Raw genomic sequence first — 18017 nt, forward strand, 5'->3', positions numbered from 1 at the left:
AGACACTATTTCTGATTGGGTGGCGTGCGGTTCCTGCTCAGCGTTCGCGGAAGGCCTCGTGGCGCAGCTTCAGCACCGGCTTGATCAGGTAGTCGAGCACGGAGCGGGTGCCGGTGTGGATGTCCACGGTGGCCTGCATGCCCGGCGTTATGGCGAAATCGCCGGGGTTTTCACCCAGATAGTCCTTGTCCGTCTCCACCAGCACGCGGAAGTAGGGGGGCTCCCGCTCCGGCGCCGTCGAGTCGGGGGCGACGTGGGTGACGCGGCCCTCCAGGCCGCCGTAGCGGGCATAATCGTAGGTTGAGACCTTCACCGTCGCCGGCTGCCCCTCGCGCACATAGCCGCGATCCACCGGGCTCAGCCGCGCCTCGATGATGAGGGTGTCGCCGGTCGGCACGATGTCCATGATCGGCTCGCCGCCCTTCACCACGCCGCCGATGGTGCTGTAGCGCATGTTCTTGACGACGCCGTCGATGGGGCTGCGCACTTCGGTGCGCAGGGCCTGGTTGGTGGCGTCCCGCAGCAGTTCGGTGGTGCGGGCGATGTTCAGTTCGGCCTCGGCGATGCCTTCCTGGGCCTCGCGGCGGAAGCGCAGCGTCTCTTCCTCGACCCGCTTCTGGGCCTCCGCCAGGGCGGCGCGGGCGCGCGGGATGCTCTGGCCGATGACCGCCAGTTCGCCCTCCAGCGCCTGCACCTCCGACTGCAACTGCAGGTGTTCAAGCTTGGGGGTGAGGTTGTCCTTCAGCAGCTGCGCCGACATGCCCAGCTTCTGCCGCGCCAGCCGCACGGCGGAGCCCAGCGCCGCCTGCTTGGCCTCGTACTCGCGGATTTCGTGGCGGCGCTGCTCCACCTGGTCCTCCAGCACCGCGATCTGCTTGGACAGTTCGTTGCGGCGGGCGACGAAGGCCTCGCGCTCGCCGGCGGCCAGTTGCGGGCGGCGGGCCGCTTCCTCCGCCGGCAGGGCGAGGTCGGTGCCGCGGGCCTCGGCCTCGTGGCGGGCGCGGGCGAGGGTGAACCCGTCCATGCGGACCTGCAGTTCTTCCTTGTTGATGGCCGTCTGGGCGAGGTCGAGCAGCACCAGCGGCGCCCCGGCGGCGACCAGATCGCCCTCGCGCACATAGAAGTCGGTGATGATGCCGCCTTCCAGGTGCTGGATGACCTTCACCTTGCTCTGCGGCACCACCTCGCCCTCGGCCACCGACACCTCGTCGAGCTGGGCCACCGCCGACCACCCCATGGCGGCCGCCAGCAGCAGGCCGGCGACGGCGGCGGCGGTGCGCCAGCCGGGCGCCCGGCGGCTCGACAGCAGGGCGCCGAGCGGATCGGCGGCGGCCGGGGCAGGGGCCAGGACCGGGGCGGGAGCCAGGACCGGGGCAGCGTCGGAGGGGGAGGCGGGCAGCGGCGCGGTCATTGCAGGATGGTCCGGGCGGGCGTGACGGTGGGCTTGGGCTGGGCGGCCTGCTGCTGGGCGGCGCCGGGCGGCGTCTTCTGCCCGCTCAGCCATGCCAGCACCTGGCTGGCGGGGCCGCCGGCGGCGACCCGGCCGCGCTCGATCACCACCAGCGAGCGGGCGACGTTGAGCAGGGCCGGGGCATGGGTGACCAGCACCACGTTATGGTCCTGCGCCAGCTGCGCCAGGGTCTTCGCCAGGTCTTCCTCGGCCTGACGGTCGAGGTTGCTGGAGGGCTCGTCCATGATCACCACCGGCGGGTCGCCGACCAGGGCGCGGGCGATGGCGATGCGCTGGCGGATGCCGCCGGAGACGATGGCGCCGCCCTCGCCGACGTCGGTGGCATAGCCGTCGGCCATGTCCATGATGGCCTGATGCACGCCGGCCAGCCGGGCGGCGGCGATGATCTGGTCGTCGGTGGCGCCGGGGGCGCCCTGGGCGATGTTGTCGCGCACGGTGCCGGAGAACAGCCGGCAGTCCTGCGGCACGTAGCCGATCCAGCGGGCGAGGTCGTCGCGGGAGAACTGCCCCATGTCGCCGCCGTCGAGCAGCACCCGGCCGCTCTCCGGCTGGTAGAGCCCGGCCATCAGCTTGGCCAGCGTGCTCTTGCCGCTGCCGTTGCGGCCGATCAGGCAGGTGATGCCGCCGGGCGGGATGTCGATGGCGATGTCGGCCAGCACCGGCTGCGCCTGGGCGCCGTAGCGGAAGGCGGCCTTCTCCAGAGTCAGCCGGCCGGCCGGGCGCGGGTGGGCGATGGCCGAGGTCATGCGCTCCTCGCTCAGCCCGAACAGCTCGTCCAGGCGGCGCAGGGACTGGCGGAAGCCGCTCCAGGTCCGCCACGCGCCGACCAGCTGGTTCATGGGCGACATCATCCGCCCCGACAGCATGTTGGCGGCGATGAGGGCGCCGATGGTCATCTGCTGTTCCATGATCGCCAGGGCGCCGACGGTGGTCATGGCGACGGTGGTGACCAGGGTGATGGCGTGGGCGAGGTTGATCCAGCCGTCGCTGCGGGTGCCGCGGTCGATGGACTGGGCGATGGCGGCGGCCTGCGCTTCCTCCCACCGCGGGCGCAGCTGGCTGTGCATGGCCAGGGCCTTGAGGGCGGTGCGGTTGTGGATGGTTTCCGTCACCAGCCGGTCGCGGTCGGCCAGCTGCTTCTTCTCCCGCCCGGCGGCCCCGTTGAGGGTGGCGGCCGACCGCCAGCTGATGAGCACGAACACCGCGAAGGCGGCCACGATCACCCATGCCACCGGCCAGGCGATGACGAAGATCAGGGCGACGAACAGCAGCACGAACGGCAGGTCTACTAGTAGAACGACGGTGGCGCCGGACAGGGTGTTGCGCACCGCGTCCAGGTCGCGGAACACGCCCTGCCAATAGGCGGCCGGGCGGGCCTCCAGGGTGCGCAGGGGCAGGCTGACCATCTTGTCGAACAGGCGGCGGCCGACCTGGACGTCGATCTCCAGCGCCACCCGCTGCAGCACGCGTGACCGCGTCTGCCGCAGCACGTAGTCGAAGGCGGCGACCAGCGCCATGCCGATCACCAGCCCCTGCAAGGTGGACATGCCGCTGTGGAACACCACCCGGTCGTAGACCTGCAGGGTGAACACCGGCGCGGCGACCGCCAGCACGTTCGTGAAGAACGAGATGGTCAGCACTTCCAGGAACAGCGGTCGCACCGGCGCCAGCACCGGGCGCAGCCACGACGAACGGTCGGCATCACTCATTTGGAAGCTTTCACCACCCCTGGCGGCCGGCCCGTGGTCGGGCCGGTCCTGCGCGTTCTTCCCCACCGCAGAGGGAACACCCGCGCGCCACCCGGTGGCAAGAGCTTTTTCCTGTCCCCGGCGGCGGTTGAACTGCGCTATGCTGCCGCCGCAGAGAGTTGAGGGGATCAGGGGGATTTCCAAAGCCATGGCCAGTGCGGGCAAGGGCAGGGTGGCGCGTGCAATGCGCGCCGCCTTCGGCATGGATAAGGGCAGGGGCTGGGCGCTGCTGCTGTTGATGGCGCTGCTGGTTCTGCGGGTCTACGACCCCGCTGCCATGGAGCTGCTACGGGTCAAGACCTTCGACGTCTACCAGACGCTCAAGCCCCGGCAGGTGAGCGAGCAGCGGCCGGTGACCATCATCGACCTGGATGAACGCTCCCTGCGCGAGGTCGGGCAATGGCCGTGGCCGCGCACGGTGGTGGCCGATCTGGTGCAGCGTCTGACCGCCCTCGGCGCCGTCGTCATCGGCTTCGATATTGTGTTCGCCGAGCCCGACCGCACCTCGCCGGCGCTCATCCAGGCGTCCATGCCCGGCCTCGACGACGACACCCGCGCCCGCCTGATGGCCATGCCGAGCAACGACGCGGTGCTGGCCGCCGCCATCTCCCAGAGCCGGGTGGTGATGGGGCAGAGCGTGCGCGCCGACGCCCCGCCGGTGGACCCGGCGGCGCCGCGCCCGTCGGTGGCGATGATCGGCAACGACGTGGCCTCGCTGCTGGAACAGCACGCCGGCGTCCTGCGCAGCATCGTGGAGCTGGACAAGGCCGCCGCCGGCCGCGGCATCTTCAACACCACCGGCGAAGTCGACGGGCTGGTGCGGCGGGTGCCCATGGTGGTGACGGTGGGCGGCAAGGATCTTTACCCCAGCCTGTCGGCGGAGATGCTGCGCGTCGCCACCGGCTCCCAGACCATCGCCGTCAAGGCCCGCGGCACCGAAGGGGTGGAGGGCGTGGTCATCGCCCGCAACCTGGTGCGCACCGACGACAGCGGCCGCATGTGGGTCTATTTCTCCCACATGGACGAGAAGAAGTACGTGCCGGCGGTGGACGTGCTGAACGGCACCGTCGATCCCTCCCGCATCGCCGGCAAGCTGGTGCTGATCGGCACCTCCGCCGTCGGCCTGCTCGACATCAAATCGTCGCCGTTGGATGCCTTCCTGCCGGGGGTGGAGGTCCACGCCCAGATCCTGGAAAACATCCTCGCCAACGAGCAGGTCTGGCGGCCGCGCAACGCACATTCGGTGGAAGTGGTGGCGGCGCTGGTGGTCGGCTACCTGATGATCATGCTGGTGCCGCTGGTGCGGGCGCGCTGGACGGTGCTGCTGGGGGCGGCGGCCATTGCCGCCATGTTCGGCTTCTCGTGGTATTCCTTCGACACCGCGCTGACGCTCTATGACCCGGTGTTCCCGGCCATGGTGGCGACCATCCTGTTCGTCTACCTGACCTATGTCGGCTACACCACCGAGGAAGCGCAGAAGCGGCAGGTGCGCCAGGCCTTCGGCCAGTACCTGTCGCCGGCCCTGGTGGAGCGGCTGGCGGCCGACCCGACTCAGCTCAAGCTGGGTGGCGAGATGCGCGACATGACGCTGATGTTCTGCGACGTGCGCGGCTTCACCACCATTTCCGAGCTGTTCGACGCCGAGGGCCTGACGCGGCTCATCAACCGCTTCCTGACGCCCATGACCGACATCATCATGGCCCGCCAGGGCACCATCGACAAATACATGGGCGACTGCATCATGGCGTTCTGGAACGCGCCGCTGGACGATGCCGACCATGCCCGCCACGCCTGTGACTCGGCGCTCGGCATGATCGCCTCGCTGACGGCGCTGAACCAGGCGCTGGAGCAGGAGGCGAAGGAGGAAGGCCGCCGCCACGTGCCGCTGAACATCGGCATCGGCCTCAACTCCGGCATCGTCTGCGTCGGCAACATGGGCTCGCAGCAGCGCTTCGACTACTCCGTGCTGGGCGACAACGTGAACCTGGCGTCGCGCCTGGAAGGCCAGTCGAAGACCTACGGCGTCACCGTGGTGCTGGGCGAGGGCACCGCCGCCCAGGCCCCCGAATACGCCATGATCGAGCTGGACCTGATCAAGGTGAAGGGCAAGACGGAAGCGGTGCGCATCTTCGCCCTGCTCGGCGATCCGGCCCTTGCCGCCACCGAAGGCTTCCAGGCCCTGCGCGCCAAGCACGACCGCATGCTGGTCGCCTACCGGGCGCAGCAGTGGTCGCAGACCCGCACCCTGATGGCCGAACTGCGCCACGATGCCGCCGCCATCGGCCTGCACCTGGACGGTCTCTATGACCTCTACGAAGACCGCATGGTCGCTTACGAGGCCGATCCGCCCGGCGAGGGCTGGGACGGCGTGTTCGTGGCGACCTCGAAGTAAGCCGCAGACACTGCGGGAGGAAAAGGAAATGGCCCCGCCGGTGCGTCCGGCGGGGCCATTTCTGTTTCTGTCTCTGTCTCTGTCTCGACCTCGGCCGCTGCCCGGGGGGACGGGGCAGGGCAGGCGGTCGGTTCAGGTCAGGCCGGACCCTCGCCGGCGGCGGCGGAGCCGGCGGCGTCCAGCGTCTCCAGGTTCAGCTTGCCCATGGCGGCGAGCACCTGATAGCTGGCGATCTGGGCATCGAACAGCGCCGAGATGTAGTTGATCTTGGCGGTGAAGACCTCGTTCTCCGCATCCAGCACGTTCAGCGCCGTGTCCTTGCCAGCCTCGCGCAGGCGCTGGCGGGCGGTATAGACCTCTTCGGCGATGTTGACGGCGTTCTGCAGCAGGCTGACGCGCTGGCGGGCGGTATCCAGCGACTCCCAGGCGATGCGGGTCTGTTCGGTGACCCGGCGGCGGGTGTGCGACTGGGTTTCCTGCGCGGCGGCATGCTCGAAGGCCGACCGGGCGACGGCGGCGCGGGTGGCGAAGCCGTTGAAGATGTTCCAGTTGGCCCGCAGCAGGGCGGTGACGTCGCGCCGCACGCCGGGGGTGCCGTCGACATCGTTCTCGTAGCTGGCCGACAGCTCGACGTCGAAGCGCGGGAAGTAGCCGGCCTCGGCGACATTGCGGCGCTCGTCGGCGATGGAGATCTGCTTGTCGCCGGTTTCGATGGCCGGGTTATCGCGCTGGGCGATCTCGATGGCCTCTTCCAGGCTCTGCGGCAGCGCCGACAGCGGCGGGCGCGGGCGCTGCATGCTGCCGACGTCGGCGGCCTGGCCGAACAGCTGGTGATAGCGGGCCTGCGCCTCCTTCAAGGCGCCTTCCACCGCCACCCGCCGTTCCTTGGCGATCTGCAGGCGCGACTTGGCCTGCAGCACGTCGACGGCGATGCCGGAACCGCGCTCGACGCGCTCGTTCTCCAGGCTCAGCTGGGTCATGATGTTGTTTTCGTTCTGGCGCGACAGCTCCAGCAGGCGCACCTGCCGCAGCACGTTCATGTAGGCAGTGGCACCTTCCAGAAGAACCTGCTGGCGGGTCGCTTCCAGCGACACCTGGGCGGCATCGCGCTGCAGCTTGGCCGAGGCATAGGTCGCCTCGCGCGCGCCGCCGTCCCACAGCTTCTGCGACAGGGTGAGAGTGGCGCTGTCGCGCTCGGTCTCGAACACCCCTTCGCCGGCCCGGCAGGTCGCTGCGGGCATAGCCGGCGTCGGCGGAGAGATCGAGGCGCGGCAGGTAGTCGCCGAAGGCCTCGTCCACGCCTTCGGTGGCGGCAAGGACGGATTTGTAACGAGCCTGAACCTGCGGGTTGGTGTCAACCAGAAGGCGCAGCTCCTCGACCAGCGGCCCCGCGACGGCCGAGCCGGCCGTGGCAGTCAGCGCCAGTCCGAAGTAGACGGCAAAAAGGGTACGCTGCACCGTGAAAGTCCCCCCAAACACGAAATGGCATGCGTCCGTCCTCTATATCCTAGGAGGTAAGGTGCGTAAAGCGCTTGTGGCGGAACACTCGCCGGAAGTTCATCCTGCGGGTTCCATGCCACAGCCGTTCGGCAGGGGCTGACGGATCACAGTTGTGTCACAGGAAGTAAGGTGATACTGCCTTCGAATGCCTGCCTCTGCGACTGATGGACAGGGTGCGGGCCGCAAGGGCGGGTTCGTGCGGGGCGCGTAAGGGTGGAAAGAACGTGATGGCGTTTTCGCTGTCGGCGGCCGTGGTGGGGGCGGTCCTCGGGTCGCTGGTGCTGGCAACGGCTCTGGCCTATCTGGCGCGGCTGCCCAATGCGGCGCGCGGCCTCAATGCCTGGGCGGCGTCCTTCGTCGCCAATGCCCTGCACCTGCTGGTCATCGCCAACGATCCGCTCACCTCCAATCCCTGGGCGCTGTTCCTGTCGGAAAGCCTGAACGGGCTGACGGCGGTGCTGCTGCTGGCCGGCACCTGGCAGTTCCTGGGCAAGGCGGCGCGGCCGATGGTCTATGCGGCGCTGCTGGTGGCCTCGGTCGGGTGGGCTCTGGCAGCGGCCCTGATGGCGCTGCCGTTCCTGTGGATGACCCTGCCGCAGTACGTGTTCATGGCGGTGGTGCTGGTGCTGACCGCCTGGGCGTTCTGGAGCCGGCGGGCGGAGCAGCGCGACAACTACACTTACATCGCCACCCTGTTCCTGCTGTGGGCGGCGCATACCATCGGCTATCCCTTCCTCGGCCGTGACGAGGTGCTGGCGCCGTTCGGCTTCCTGGCGGCGCAGGCCATCACCATGGCGGTGGCGGTGGGCTTCATCGTGCTGGTGCAGCGCAAGCAGGCGCGCGAACTGGCCGTCGCCCGCGAGCAGGCGGAAGAGGCGGAACGGGTCGCCGAGGCCCGCGAGGATCACGTGCGGGCGGTGCTCGACACCGTGGCGGACGGCATCATCGGCGTCGATGGCGGCGGCACGGTGACCGATTTCAGCGCCGCGGCGGAGCGCATCTTCGCCCTGCCGGCGGCGGCGGCGGTGGGGGCGCCGGCGGCGCGCCTGATGCCCGGCGCCCGGCCCGACGGCGGTCGCGGCGGCCTGATCGCCGAGCTGGGGGCGGGGCTGGTCCACGGCCAGACCGACGGGCAGGCCCTGCAGACCACGGTGCGCCGGGCCGGCAGCATCATCACGGTGGAACTGCGGGTCGCCACCATGCGCGACGCCATGGGCTCCCACTACGTGGCGGTGGTGCGCGACATCTCCGAAGCGCTGATGACCGACCAGCTGGACGACCTGCTGCTGGAACTGGACCAGATGGCCTTCCGCGGCGGCACGCTGGACGATGTGGCGCAGGCCGCCTCCGAGCGCCTGGCCACCATCGGCACCCTGCAGCTGGTGTGGATGGGCACGCGCGAGCTGAACGGCACCGTGCGCCTGCGCGGCGCCGCCGGCACCCGGGCGGCCGAGGTGTCGTTCGACAGCGACCCCATCCGCTGGGACGTGCCCATGCAGCAGGTCTGCCCCGCCGCCGTGGCGGTGCGCACCGGCCTGATGCAGCAGGTGGTCATCGCCGAGGTCACCGGCGAGCCCGGTCCCTGCGTCAAGGCGGTGATGAAGCTGGGGCTGGAGGCCATCCACGCCATTCCGCTGCACGCCCAGGGCGAGGTGGTGGGCGTGGTGGTGCTGGCGGGATCGGCGCAGCATCTGGCACGGCCGGATACCGCCCGCATCGAGCGCGCCGGCGCCCGCCTCGGCTCCGCCATCCAGATCGTGCGCGACCAGGAACGCCTGCGCCTGCAGGGCACCGCCATGGCCGCGGTCGCCAACGCCATCTTCATCACCGATGTCGAAGGCCGCATCCTGTGGGTGAACGACGCCTTCACCCGCCTGTCCGGCTATGACCCCGACGACGTCATCGGCAAGACGCCGGCGGTGCTGAAGTCGGGCATCCAGACCAAGGAAGCCTACCGCTCGCTGTGGGATACGGTGAAGGAAGGGCGCATCTGGCGCGGCGAGATGGTGGAGCGGCGCAAGGACGCCACCCTCTACACCGTCGACCAGACCGTCGCCCCCATCACCGACGAGAAGGGCGCCATCACCCACTTCGTGGCGGTGCACGAGGACGTGACGGAGCGCAAGCGGGCGGAGGAGCGCATCCGCTACCTCGCCAACTACGACACGCTCACCCGCCTGCCCAACCGCGTGCTGTTCCGCGACCGCCTGCATCAGGCCGTCGGCCATGCCCGCCGCCTGCACAAGGCGCTGGCGGTGATGTTCGTCGACCTCGACCGCTTCAGCCGCATCAACGACACCCTCGGCCATGCCGCCGGCGACAAGCTGCTGGCCATGATGGCCGAGCGCATCCAGGCGGTGGCGGAGGATGCCGACACCGTCGCCCGCATCGGCGGCGACGAGTTCGCCATCATCCAGGCCGACCTCGCCAATGCCGAGGCGGCGGCGGTGCTGGCCAAGAAGGTGGTGGACGCCGTGGGCGCCACCGTCGCCATGGACGGTCACGAAATCCACCTGGGCGCCAATGTCGGCATCGCCATCTATCCCCAGGACGGCGAAGACCCCGACCACCTGATCAAGAACGCCGACATGGCCATGTACCGGGCCATCCGGTCGGAAACCGCCTCGTACTACTTCTTCAGCTCGGAGATGAACGCCGAGGCGCAGGTCCGCCTGGGCATCGAGGGCGACCTGCGGCGGGCGGTGGAGCGGCACGAGCTGCAGCTTTACTACCAGCCGCAGATCAACGTCGCCACCGGCGCCATCATCGGCGTCGAGGCGCTGCTGCGCTGGCTGCACCCGGACCAGGGCATGATCTCGCCGGCCCGCTTCATCCCGGTGGCCGAGGATTCCGGCCTCATCCTGCCCATCGGCGACTGGGTGCTGAGCGAGGCCCTGCGGCAGGCGCGGGCGTGGGAAGATGCCGGCCTGCCGGCCCTGACCATGGCGGTCAACATCTCCGCCGTGCAGTTCCGCCAGGAGGGTCTGGTGGCGCGGGTGAAGGACCTGCTGGCCGAACACCGCGTCGATCCCACCATGGTCGAACTGGAACTGACGGAAAGCATGCTGATGCAGGATGCCCGCCAGGCCATCGAGCTGCTGACGGACCTGTCCGACCTGGGCATCCAGCTGGCCATCGACGACTTCGGCACCGGCTATTCGTCGCTCAGCTACCTGAAGCAGTTCCCGGTGGACAAGCTGAAGGTGGACCAGAGCTTCGTCCGCCACCTGACCACCGACAAGAACGACGCCGTCATCGCCCGCGCCACCATCAACCTGGGCCACAGCCTGGGCCTGGAAGTGGTGGCGGAAGGGGTGGAGGACGCCGAAACCTTCGCCTACCTGAAGGCGGAAGGCTGCGACGTCGCCCAGGGCTACTACTTCGGCAAGCCCATGCCGGCCGACAAGGTGGCGGAACTGCTGCGGGCGCAGGTCGCGACGGGCAGGGGGCCGGCGGCCGCGGCGGGGTGACGGGCTCTTCCTCCTCCGGTTGACGGTCTGGAGAGAATCGCGATATAGGTGCCGGAGCAGGGAGGGGGCTCCATGGTCGGCATCGCATCGCGTCTTGTCCGGCGTCTGGCGACGCTGTCGGTTCTGGCTGGACCCGGTGTCCCGCCAGCTGTTCGTGTCCGCCAATCCCCAGTGCCGCGACGGTCGCCCCGGCCTGTACCGGGTGTCGGCGGAGGCCCTGCACGGGTCCGGCGGCACCCTGGCCCTCACCGCCGCCGCCGATCTCGGCAAGCCGCACGGCATCGGCCTGGATGTGGAGCGGCGCGAGCTGGCGGTGATCGACCATGCCGAGCGCGATAGCGACCACCAATCCATCGTCCGCCGCTTCCTCATCGCCGACGACGGCAGCCTCACCGCCGCCGGCACCTACGGCTATGTCCGCAATGCCAACGACGTGGTCGCCGACGGCGCCGGCGGCGTTTACGTCACCCAGAACCTGGAGGCGACGTCGATCCTCGGCCAGCTGTGGGAACTGGCGCGGAAGGAGACGCTCGGCCGCGTCCACCGCCTGCCGCCTGCCGGGGACTGCGCCCCGGGCCCGACTGCGGCGCCGAAACCGGCCGTGGTGGCAGACGACCTGTCCTTCGCCAACGGCATCACCCGCCGGGACGACCACCTGTATGTGGCGGAAACCCGCGCCGCTCGCATTGCCGTGTTCGAGGGGGCGCTGGCGGGGAACCTGCGGCGGGTCGGCCACATCGCCCTGCCTGGGCAGCCCGACAACTTGACCCTGGACCCGGAGGGGCACCGCCTGCTCGCCGCCCTGCTGCCGGACCCGGACAGCCTGATGCTGGCCCTCTTCCGCCTGCGCGGAGAGGCGGGCATCCCCAGCGCCGCCGTCGCGGTGCCGCTGGCGGACGCCCCGCCGGACGCCCTGTTCGGCGACCCCGGCGGGCAGGTGATCAGCGGCGCCACCGTCGCGGTGGTGGCCGACGGGCTGCTGGTGCTGGGGTCGGTGGTGGCGCCGACGCTAGCCGTCTGCCCGCTGGCGCCGCCAGCGCCTCCGCCTCCGCCGGTCCCGCCGGTCAGCCGGTGAAGGGTTCGGCCACCGGGGTGTTCTGCAGGTCGAGGGTGACTTCTACAATGTCGACGTCGATGGTCGCCGTGCGCTTGAAGCCCAGGTGTTCCACGAAGGTCAGCATGCGGTGGTTTTCCTTCAGCACCTGGCCGACCATGTAGCGGGTGCCGCGGGCGCGGCAGTAGTCGATCATCTTCTCCATCATGCGCACGCCGAGGCCGGACCCCTTCAGGTTCGACCGCACGACGATGGAGAATTCCGCCGTCTCGTTGTCGGGGTCGGTGACCGTGCGCACCACGCCCAGGGTCTCCTCGTCGCCCTTGTCGTTGCGGGCGACGCCGATGAAGGCCATCTCGCGGTCGTAGTCGATCTGGGTCAGGCGGGCCATCTGGCTGTGCGGCAGTTCCTGCACCAGGCCGAAGAAGCGGAAGCGGATGTCTTCCGGCGTCAGGGCGGCGACGAAGGCGTGGTGGTTGGGCTCGTCCTCCGGCCGGATGGGGCGCAGCAGCACCGGGCGGCCGTTGCGCATGATGAACTCTTCCTCCAGCTCCTTGGGGTAGGGGCGGATGGCGAGGCGGTCGGGGCCCGACTCCGCGGTGGCCTGGCGCACCTTCATGCGGGCGTCGATGGCGAGCACGCCGTTGGCGTCGGCGAACAGCGGGTTGATGTCCAGCTCGACGATTTCCGGCAGGTCGGTCACCAGCTGCGCCACCTGGATCAGGGTGCGGCTGATGCTCTCGATGTCGGCCGGCGGGCGGCCGCGGTAGCCTTCCAGCAGGCGGCAGACGCGGGTGCGGCCGATGAGTTCCTTCGCCAGGGTCATATTGAGCGGCGGCAGCGCGACGGCGCGGTCGCCGATCACCTCCACCGCGATGCCGCCCTGGCCGAACAGCACCACCGGGCCGAACACCGGGTCGGTGGAAACGCCGACGATCAGCTCGTGCGCGCCCGGCCGGCGGGCCATGGTCTGCACGGAGAAGCCGTCGATGCGCGCTTCCGGGAAGGTCTGGCGCAGGCGGGCGGCCATGGCCTCGGCGGCCTGGCGCGCTTCCTCCGGCGAGGCGATGTCGAGCACCACGCCGCCGACGTCGGACTTGTGGGCGATGTCCGGGGAGATGATCTTCAGCGCCAGGGTGCCGCCCATGCGCTCGGCCTGCCGCAGCACCTCTTCCGGCGTCTTGGCGATGTGGGTTTCGACGGTCGGGATGCCGTAGGCGGCCAGCACCGCTTTCGCCTCGGGCTCCGACAGCAGGGTATCGCCGCGCTTCAGCACGTCGTGGATGATCATGCGGGCGGTGACGGTGGCGGGCGTGAAGTCGTCGGCGAGCGAGGCCGGCGTCTCCATCAGCAGTTCCTGGTTGCGCTTGTATTCCACCGTGTGCATGAAGGCCCGCACCGCCTTGTCGGGGGTGTCGAGGGTCGGCACGCCGGCTTCGGCGAACAGCTGGCGGGATTCGCGCACCTTCTCGTCGCCGACCCAGCAGGTGGTGATGTGGGCGGTGCGCTTTTCCTGCGCGAAGGAGATGACGGCCTTGGCCACCGCCGTCGCCTCCACCATGGCGACCGGCACGTGCATGACCAGCACCGCGTCCACCTCCTTGGCGGCGTGGAGGATCTTCAGCGCCTCCAGGTAGCGGTCGGGCGGAGCGTCGCCGATCAGGTCGATGGGGTTGGTGCGCGACCAGATGCCGGGCAGCACCGCATCCAGCTTGGTGATGGTGTCGTCGCTGAGGGTGGCGAGGCGGCCGTCCAGTGCGATCAGGTCGTCGGTCGCCATGATGCCGACGCCGCCGCCGTTGGTGACGATGGCCAGCCGGTCGCCCTTCAGCTTGCGCGAACGGCCGAGGGTTTCGACGGCGGCGAACAGTTCCTCGAAATCATACACCCGCAGCATGCCGGCGCGGCGGAACACGGCGTCGTACACATGGTCGGACCCGGCCAGGGCGCCGGTGTGACTGGCGACGGCGTGGCTCACCGCTTCGTGCCGGCCGGCCTTGATGGCCAGCACCGGCTTGTTGCGGGCGGCGGCGCGGGCGGCCGACATGAAGTTGCGGCGGTCCTTCACCGACTGGATGTAGAGCAGGATGGCCGCCGTCTGCGGATCGCTGCCGAGGTAGTCGAGGATGGCGCCGAAGTCGGTGTTCACCGCCTCGCCGATGGACATGAAGTGGGAGAAGCCGACGCCATGGGTATGGGCCCAGTCCAGCACCGAGGCGCACAGGGCGCCGGACTGCGACACGAAGGCAAGCCGCCCCTTGCGCGCCGGCAGGTGCAGCGAGCTGGCGTTGAGGCCGATGCCCGGCACCATCAGCCCCATGCTGTTGGGGCCGAGGATGCGTATGCCGTACTTGCGGGCGCAGTCTTCCACCGTCGCCATGGCGGTGCGGCCGTCGCCGGTTTCCGCCTTGCCGAGGCCGGCGGAGCCGATGATCACCGCCCGCGTGCCGCGCCGGCCAAGATCGTCCACCACCGCCGGCACCTCGGCGGCGTCGGGCAGGGTGATGACCGCCAGCTCCGGCACCAGCGGCAGGCTGGCGACATCGGGATAGGCAAGCACCCCCTGCACCGCCTGGGCGGTGCGCGTCACCGGCATGATCGGCCCGGCGAAGCCGCCCGCCAGCAGGTTGCGCATGACGATGTTGCCGACGGTGTTGGGCGTGTTGGACGCCCCGATCACGGCGACGGACTGCGGCTTGAACAGGTACGGCAGGTTGCGGACGCTCATGATCCCCTCGTCTTGCCCGTGGCGGACCCGGCTCAGCCTACCCCCTTCACGCTGCGGTGCAACAGGAAACGGGCCAGCCTCGACCTTCGGCGGGGGATCATGCGGCGATTGGCGAAGGCGGCCTATTCCGGCACGAAGAGGTGGCCGCCAACCAGCGCCCGCAGGGTGCGCAGGAACACGGTGACGATGATCACCGTCGCCGCCGCCAGCAGCGCCCAGGCCACCATGGTCAGCCCGGTCGAGCCGGTGCGGGCGGCATAGTCGAGGGTCGCCGCCGCCAGCGCCGCCGACGGGAAGGTGAAGGCCCACCACGACACCGCGAACGGCACCTTCAGGAAGGTCGGCGCCATGGCCAGCAGCAGCAGCGCCTTGAACAGGGCGATGTGGACCAGCACCCGCGCCAGCCCGTCCAGCGCCGCCGCCTCGCCGCCCATCAGCGCCATATGGGACAGGTACCCGACCGAGGGCGGCGCCAGCAGGATGAACAGGGTGGGCAGCAGCTTCACCGGCAGCGGGGCGTGGAAGATGATGCGGTAGATCATCACCGTCAGCAGCACCACCCAGAACACCATGCCGACGGAGAAGAAGAACCACGACAGTTCCACCTGCCCGATCTGCATGCCGGTGAGCGGAGCGATGACGTTGCCGACGATGGGGATGAACCACGCCGGGTTGGAATGCACCAGCTCCACCTCGCGCAGGATCCAGCGCTTCAGCAGGGTGACGGTGAGGGTGAGGTGAACCGCCGCGCCAACACTCCACAGCGCCACTGCCACGGCGTGCGCGTGGGGCAGGGCGGCAATGGACAGCAGCAGCATGCCGATGGAGATGGCGGGGAAGAAATTGGCCCGCACCGGATGCCCGAACTCGTGCGCCACGGCCTTGGGAAAGCGCAGCGCTTTGGCGCCGTACAGGCAGGCGATGGCGACGAACAGCAGGCCGGCCAACGCCAGGATGCCTTCGCCGATGGCGGCGGGCACATGCAGCACATGGGCCGCCTTGCGCCACGCGATGCCGAGGCCGGTGACGCCCATCACCACGGCGAACAGCGGCACCGGCACATGCATCAGCCACGGCCCGGCGGCCGAGGTGGCGGCGGGAATGGCCCCTGCCGGAGCCGCTCCGGAGGCGGTATCGGCAGGGGCGGCGGGGGGATGCGGTGGGGTCTGCGGCGCCGGGGTGGGCGACATGACGAGGGGCTCCATGGACGTGGGACGGCGGAAACGGTCCGCCGTCGACAATTACATAAGTGGTAACTAATGTAATTGACGGACGTCAATGGGGAACCCTGCCATCCGCCTCAGGCGGACGCATTGATGAGGACGCCGCGGGGTTGCTGGCTTTCGTCGAAGCGGGGCTCGTAGCGGTAGGTCCAGGTCGATCCGCTGCGGTTGTCGGTGATGCTGTAGCGGGACTCGCGCCCGCCGCCGCCGGTGAAGGTCATGGACACGCCGTCGTTTCTGGCGGAACCGTCCTTGAACTCCCGCGTCACCTCGAAGGCGGCGACACGGCGGTAACCCTCGGCGCTTGTTTCGATTTGGGCGGGCTTTCCGGCGGTGGTTTCAATGTGGCCGAGGGCAGTCGACAACAGCGCTCTCGCGAAATCCTCAATGTTCCGCCTCCGCGCCGCGCTTTCCGCATCGCTCTCCTGCGCAGGCGCCGATGTCTGTATGCCGGGCCTGCCGTCGAGGATTTCCAGGGCGCCGTTGGCCAAGCTCGTCATTAAACCAAGAATTTCGCCCGTCCTTACGGCGTGGTCCGTAGCCGATGCCGATCCGTCGTCCGTCACGCGCGCCGCCGTGGTGTGCGGTGCCGGCTGGAGGGGCATCGCCTTGGCCTGTTTGGCGGTTGCGTCCAGGTGGTCGAGGCCGGGCACCTTGGCGGCGCCGACGAGGTCCGGCTTCCGCTGGACGCCGCCGAACAACTGCTTCACGGCAGCTATGGTGAGGCCGTTGGCGGGGACGATGGTGACCATGGTGAGATATCCCTCTTCCAGGAGAGCGGATGTTGCAGGCGAAACCTTGCCGGTGAGGGGTAGGCCATTGGCTGCAGCCTATGACTCTCCTCTCCGGCTGCATCTCTCGCCGAGAGTTATGCGCCAATAGGTCTCTATGGTCAATATGGCTAATGGTAACCTGGCGGGGCATCCTCTCTTAACCACCCCCACGCACGACAACGCCCGCCGGGCAGCTGGCTCGGCGGGCGGGGCAGGCGGGTAGACGCCGTCGTCGGTCTCGCCCAGCCACTCCTCGATGTCGGGGTTGTCGATGGGGTCGTCGCTGTCGTCGGCCTGGAGGTAATGTAATTGACGGACGTCAATGGGGAACCCTGCCATCCGCCTCAGGCGGACGCATTGATGAGGACGCCGCGGGGTTGCTGGCTTTCGTCGAAGCGGGGTTCGTAGCGGTAGGTCCAGGTCGATCCGCTGCGGTTGTCTGTGATGCTGTAGCGGGACTCGCGCCCGCCGCCGCCGGTGAAGGTCATGGACACGCCGTCGTTTCTGGCGGGACCGTCCTTGAACTCCCGCGTCACCTCGAAGGCGGCGATACGGCGGTAACCCTCGGCGCTTGTTTCGATTTGGGCGGGCTTGCCGAGCATTCCCTCCAGGTGGCCGAGGGCAGTGTCTAGAATGATTCTAGCAAATTCTTCTGCCATCTTTCTTTCATCTTGCTTCGCTTTCACTGAAGCGTCAGACGTGAACTCAGGACTGTTACCGGCCGTTGGGGCGAGATCCTCATTCGCAGCCATGATATCAAGCGTTTTCATTGCGCTTTCAACCAGGTGGGTCATAAGTCCCAACGTCTCGCCGGTCCTTACGGCGTGGTCCGTAGCCGAAGCCGATCCGTCGTCCCTCACGCGCGCCGCCGTGGTGTGCGGTGCCGGCTGGAGGGGCATCGCCTTGGCCTGTTTGGCGGTTGCGTCCATGGGGTCGAGGCCGGGCACCTTGGCGGTGCCGACGAGGTCCGGCTTCCGCTGGACGCCGCCGAACAACTGCTTCACGGCAGCTATGGTGAGGCCGTTGGCGGGGACGATGGTGACCATGGTGAGATATCCCTCTTCCAGGAGAGCGGATGTTGCAGGCGAACCCTTGCCGGTGAGGGGCAGGGCCATTGGCTGCAGCCTATGACTCTCCTCTCCGGCTGCACCTCTCGCCGAGAGTCATGCGCCAATAGGTCTCTATAGTCAATATGGCTAATGGTAACCTGGCGGGAACATCCTCGCTTCACCACCCCCACGCACGACAACGCCCGCCGAGCAGCGGGCTCGGCGGGCGGGGCGGGCAGGTACGGGGAGGGTGAGGCGGCCTCAGTTGGGCCGGGTCAGGGGTAGGTAGAGGCCGTCGTCGGTCTCGCCCAGCCACTCCTCGATGTCGGGGTTGTCGATGGGGTCGTCGCTGTCGTCGGCCTGGAGGTTGCGCTCCGGCACGTAGGTCGACATTTCCGACTGGTCGACCAGCACGTGGTACCAGGGGCTGTCCTTCGGCGGGCGGCGTTCGGTCTGGGTGTCGTACCAGGTGTCGTCCATGCGGCACGACGCATCCACGTCCACCACGACGCCGCGGTAACGGTAGGATTTGTGCCGGACGGTCTGGCCGATGGAAAACCGGGCTCGCCGCGGCTGGGCTTGCGTGGTCAACGCTGGCGCTCCCTTCCC

The 18017-nt window shown here is 69.1% G+C and carries 11 protein-coding genes; 3 read left to right on the plus strand and 8 right to left on the minus strand.

Going from position 1 to position 18017, the window contains the following annotated elements; all coding sequences use genetic code 11:
- Positions 1-37: 37 nt before the first annotated feature.
- Both ABD056_RS13795 and ABD056_RS13800 read right to left on the minus strand, forming a co-directional pair.
- A complete protein-coding gene (locus ABD056_RS13795) occupies positions 38-1411 on the minus strand; it encodes an HlyD family type I secretion periplasmic adaptor subunit (protein ID WP_343867460.1) in 1374 nt (457 codons plus the stop codon).
- The gene (locus ABD056_RS13800; RefSeq protein WP_343867462.1) at positions 1408-3180 is read right to left on the minus strand and encodes a peptidase domain-containing ABC transporter; all 1773 of its coding nucleotides are present in this window, start codon (positions 3178-3180) and stop codon (positions 1408-1410) included. Before ABD056_RS13800 ends, ABD056_RS13795 begins: the two co-directional genes overlap by 4 nt.
- A gap of 187 nt (positions 3181-3367) precedes the next feature.
- Between ABD056_RS13800 and ABD056_RS13805 the strand changes: the two genes are divergently transcribed.
- Positions 3368-5611 carry a CHASE2 domain-containing protein gene (locus ABD056_RS13805; RefSeq protein WP_343867464.1) on the plus strand — a complete coding sequence of 748 codons (2244 nt, stop codon included), beginning with the start codon at positions 3368-3370 and terminating at the stop codon, positions 5609-5611.
- Positions 5612-5748: 137 nt separating this feature from the next.
- Here ABD056_RS13805 and ABD056_RS13810 read toward each other — a convergent pair whose 3' ends face one another.
- Positions 5749-6852 (minus strand): TolC family outer membrane protein, encoded by a 1104-nt coding sequence (locus ABD056_RS13810; RefSeq protein ID WP_343867466.1) that lies wholly within the window; start codon positions 6850-6852, stop codon positions 5749-5751.
- Positions 6853-7338: 486 nt separating this feature from the next.
- On the opposite strand from ABD056_RS13810, the gene ABD056_RS13815 reads away from it, so the two are divergent.
- Complete coding sequence (locus ABD056_RS13815; protein WP_343867468.1) at positions 7339-10581, plus strand: bifunctional diguanylate cyclase/phosphodiesterase; 3243 nt, start codon at positions 7339-7341, stop codon at positions 10579-10581.
- A gap of 136 nt (positions 10582-10717) precedes the next feature.
- On the plus strand, positions 10718-11656 hold the full coding sequence (locus ABD056_RS13820; protein WP_343867470.1) for an SMP-30/gluconolactonase/LRE family protein: 939 nt from the start codon (positions 10718-10720) through the stop codon (positions 11654-11656).
- Here the strand turns inward: ABD056_RS13820 and ABD056_RS13825 are convergent.
- The 5 genes from ABD056_RS13825 to hspQ form a co-directional block, all read right to left on the minus strand.
- On the minus strand, positions 11646-14363 hold the full coding sequence (locus tag ABD056_RS13825; protein WP_343867472.1) for a bifunctional acetate--CoA ligase family protein/GNAT family N-acetyltransferase: 2718 nt from the start codon (positions 14361-14363) through the stop codon (positions 11646-11648). The two genes, ABD056_RS13820 and ABD056_RS13825, sit on opposite strands and share 11 nt — an antisense overlap.
- 122 nt (positions 14364-14485) lie before the next feature.
- Positions 14486-15553: an SLAC1 anion channel family protein gene (locus tag ABD056_RS13830; protein ID WP_343867474.1), complete on the minus strand. Its 1068-nt coding sequence runs from the start codon at positions 15551-15553 to the stop codon at positions 14486-14488.
- A 110-nt stretch (positions 15554-15663) separates the two neighbouring features.
- Positions 15664-16338 carry a hypothetical protein gene (locus ABD056_RS13835; RefSeq protein WP_343867476.1) on the minus strand — a complete coding sequence of 225 codons (675 nt, stop codon included), beginning with the start codon at positions 16336-16338 and terminating at the stop codon, positions 15664-15666.
- A 365-nt stretch (positions 16339-16703) separates the two neighbouring features.
- A complete protein-coding gene (locus ABD056_RS13840; RefSeq protein ID WP_343867478.1) occupies positions 16704-17405 on the minus strand; it encodes a hypothetical protein in 702 nt (233 codons plus the stop codon).
- A 264-nt stretch (positions 17406-17669) separates the two neighbouring features.
- The gene (gene hspQ, locus ABD056_RS13845) at positions 17670-17999 is read right to left on the minus strand and encodes a heat shock protein HspQ (RefSeq protein ID WP_343867480.1); all 330 of its coding nucleotides are present in this window, start codon (positions 17997-17999) and stop codon (positions 17670-17672) included.
- Positions 18000-18017 lie beyond the last annotated feature (18 nt).

It is taken from the genome of Caenispirillum bisanense (assembly GCF_039523075.1).
Lineage (GTDB): Bacteria > Pseudomonadota > Alphaproteobacteria > Rhodospirillales > Rhodospirillaceae > Caenispirillum > Caenispirillum bisanense.

Bases quoted from the DNA above. Each gene is read 5' to 3' on its own strand.
- ABD056_RS13795 (WP_343867460.1), bottom strand. From the start codon at position 1,411: ATGACCGCGCCGCTGCCCGCCTCCCCCTCCGACGCTGCCCCGGTCCTG.
- ABD056_RS13800 (WP_343867462.1), bottom strand. From the start codon at position 3,180: ATGAGTGATGCCGACCGTTCGTCGTGGCTGCGCCCGGTGCTGGCGCCG.
- ABD056_RS13805 (WP_343867464.1), top strand. From the start codon at position 3,368: ATGGCCAGTGCGGGCAAGGGCAGGGTGGCGCGTGCAATGCGCGCCGCC.
- ABD056_RS13810 (WP_343867466.1), bottom strand. From the start codon at position 6,852: ATGCCCGCAGCGACCTGCCGGGCCGGCGAAGGGGTGTTCGAGACCGAG.
- ABD056_RS13815 (WP_343867468.1), top strand. From the start codon at position 7,339: ATGGCGTTTTCGCTGTCGGCGGCCGTGGTGGGGGCGGTCCTCGGGTCG.
- ABD056_RS13825 (WP_343867472.1), bottom strand. From the start codon at position 14,363: ATGAGCGTCCGCAACCTGCCGTACCTGTTCAAGCCGCAGTCCGTCGCC.
- ABD056_RS13830 (WP_343867474.1), bottom strand. From the start codon at position 15,553: ATGTCGCCCACCCCGGCGCCGCAGACCCCACCGCATCCCCCCGCCGCC.
- ABD056_RS13835 (WP_343867476.1), bottom strand. From the start codon at position 16,338: ATGGTCACCATCGTCCCCGCCAACGGCCTCACCATAGCTGCCGTGAAG.
- ABD056_RS13840 (WP_343867478.1), bottom strand. From the start codon at position 17,405: ATGGTCACCATCGTCCCCGCCAACGGCCTCACCATAGCTGCCGTGAAG.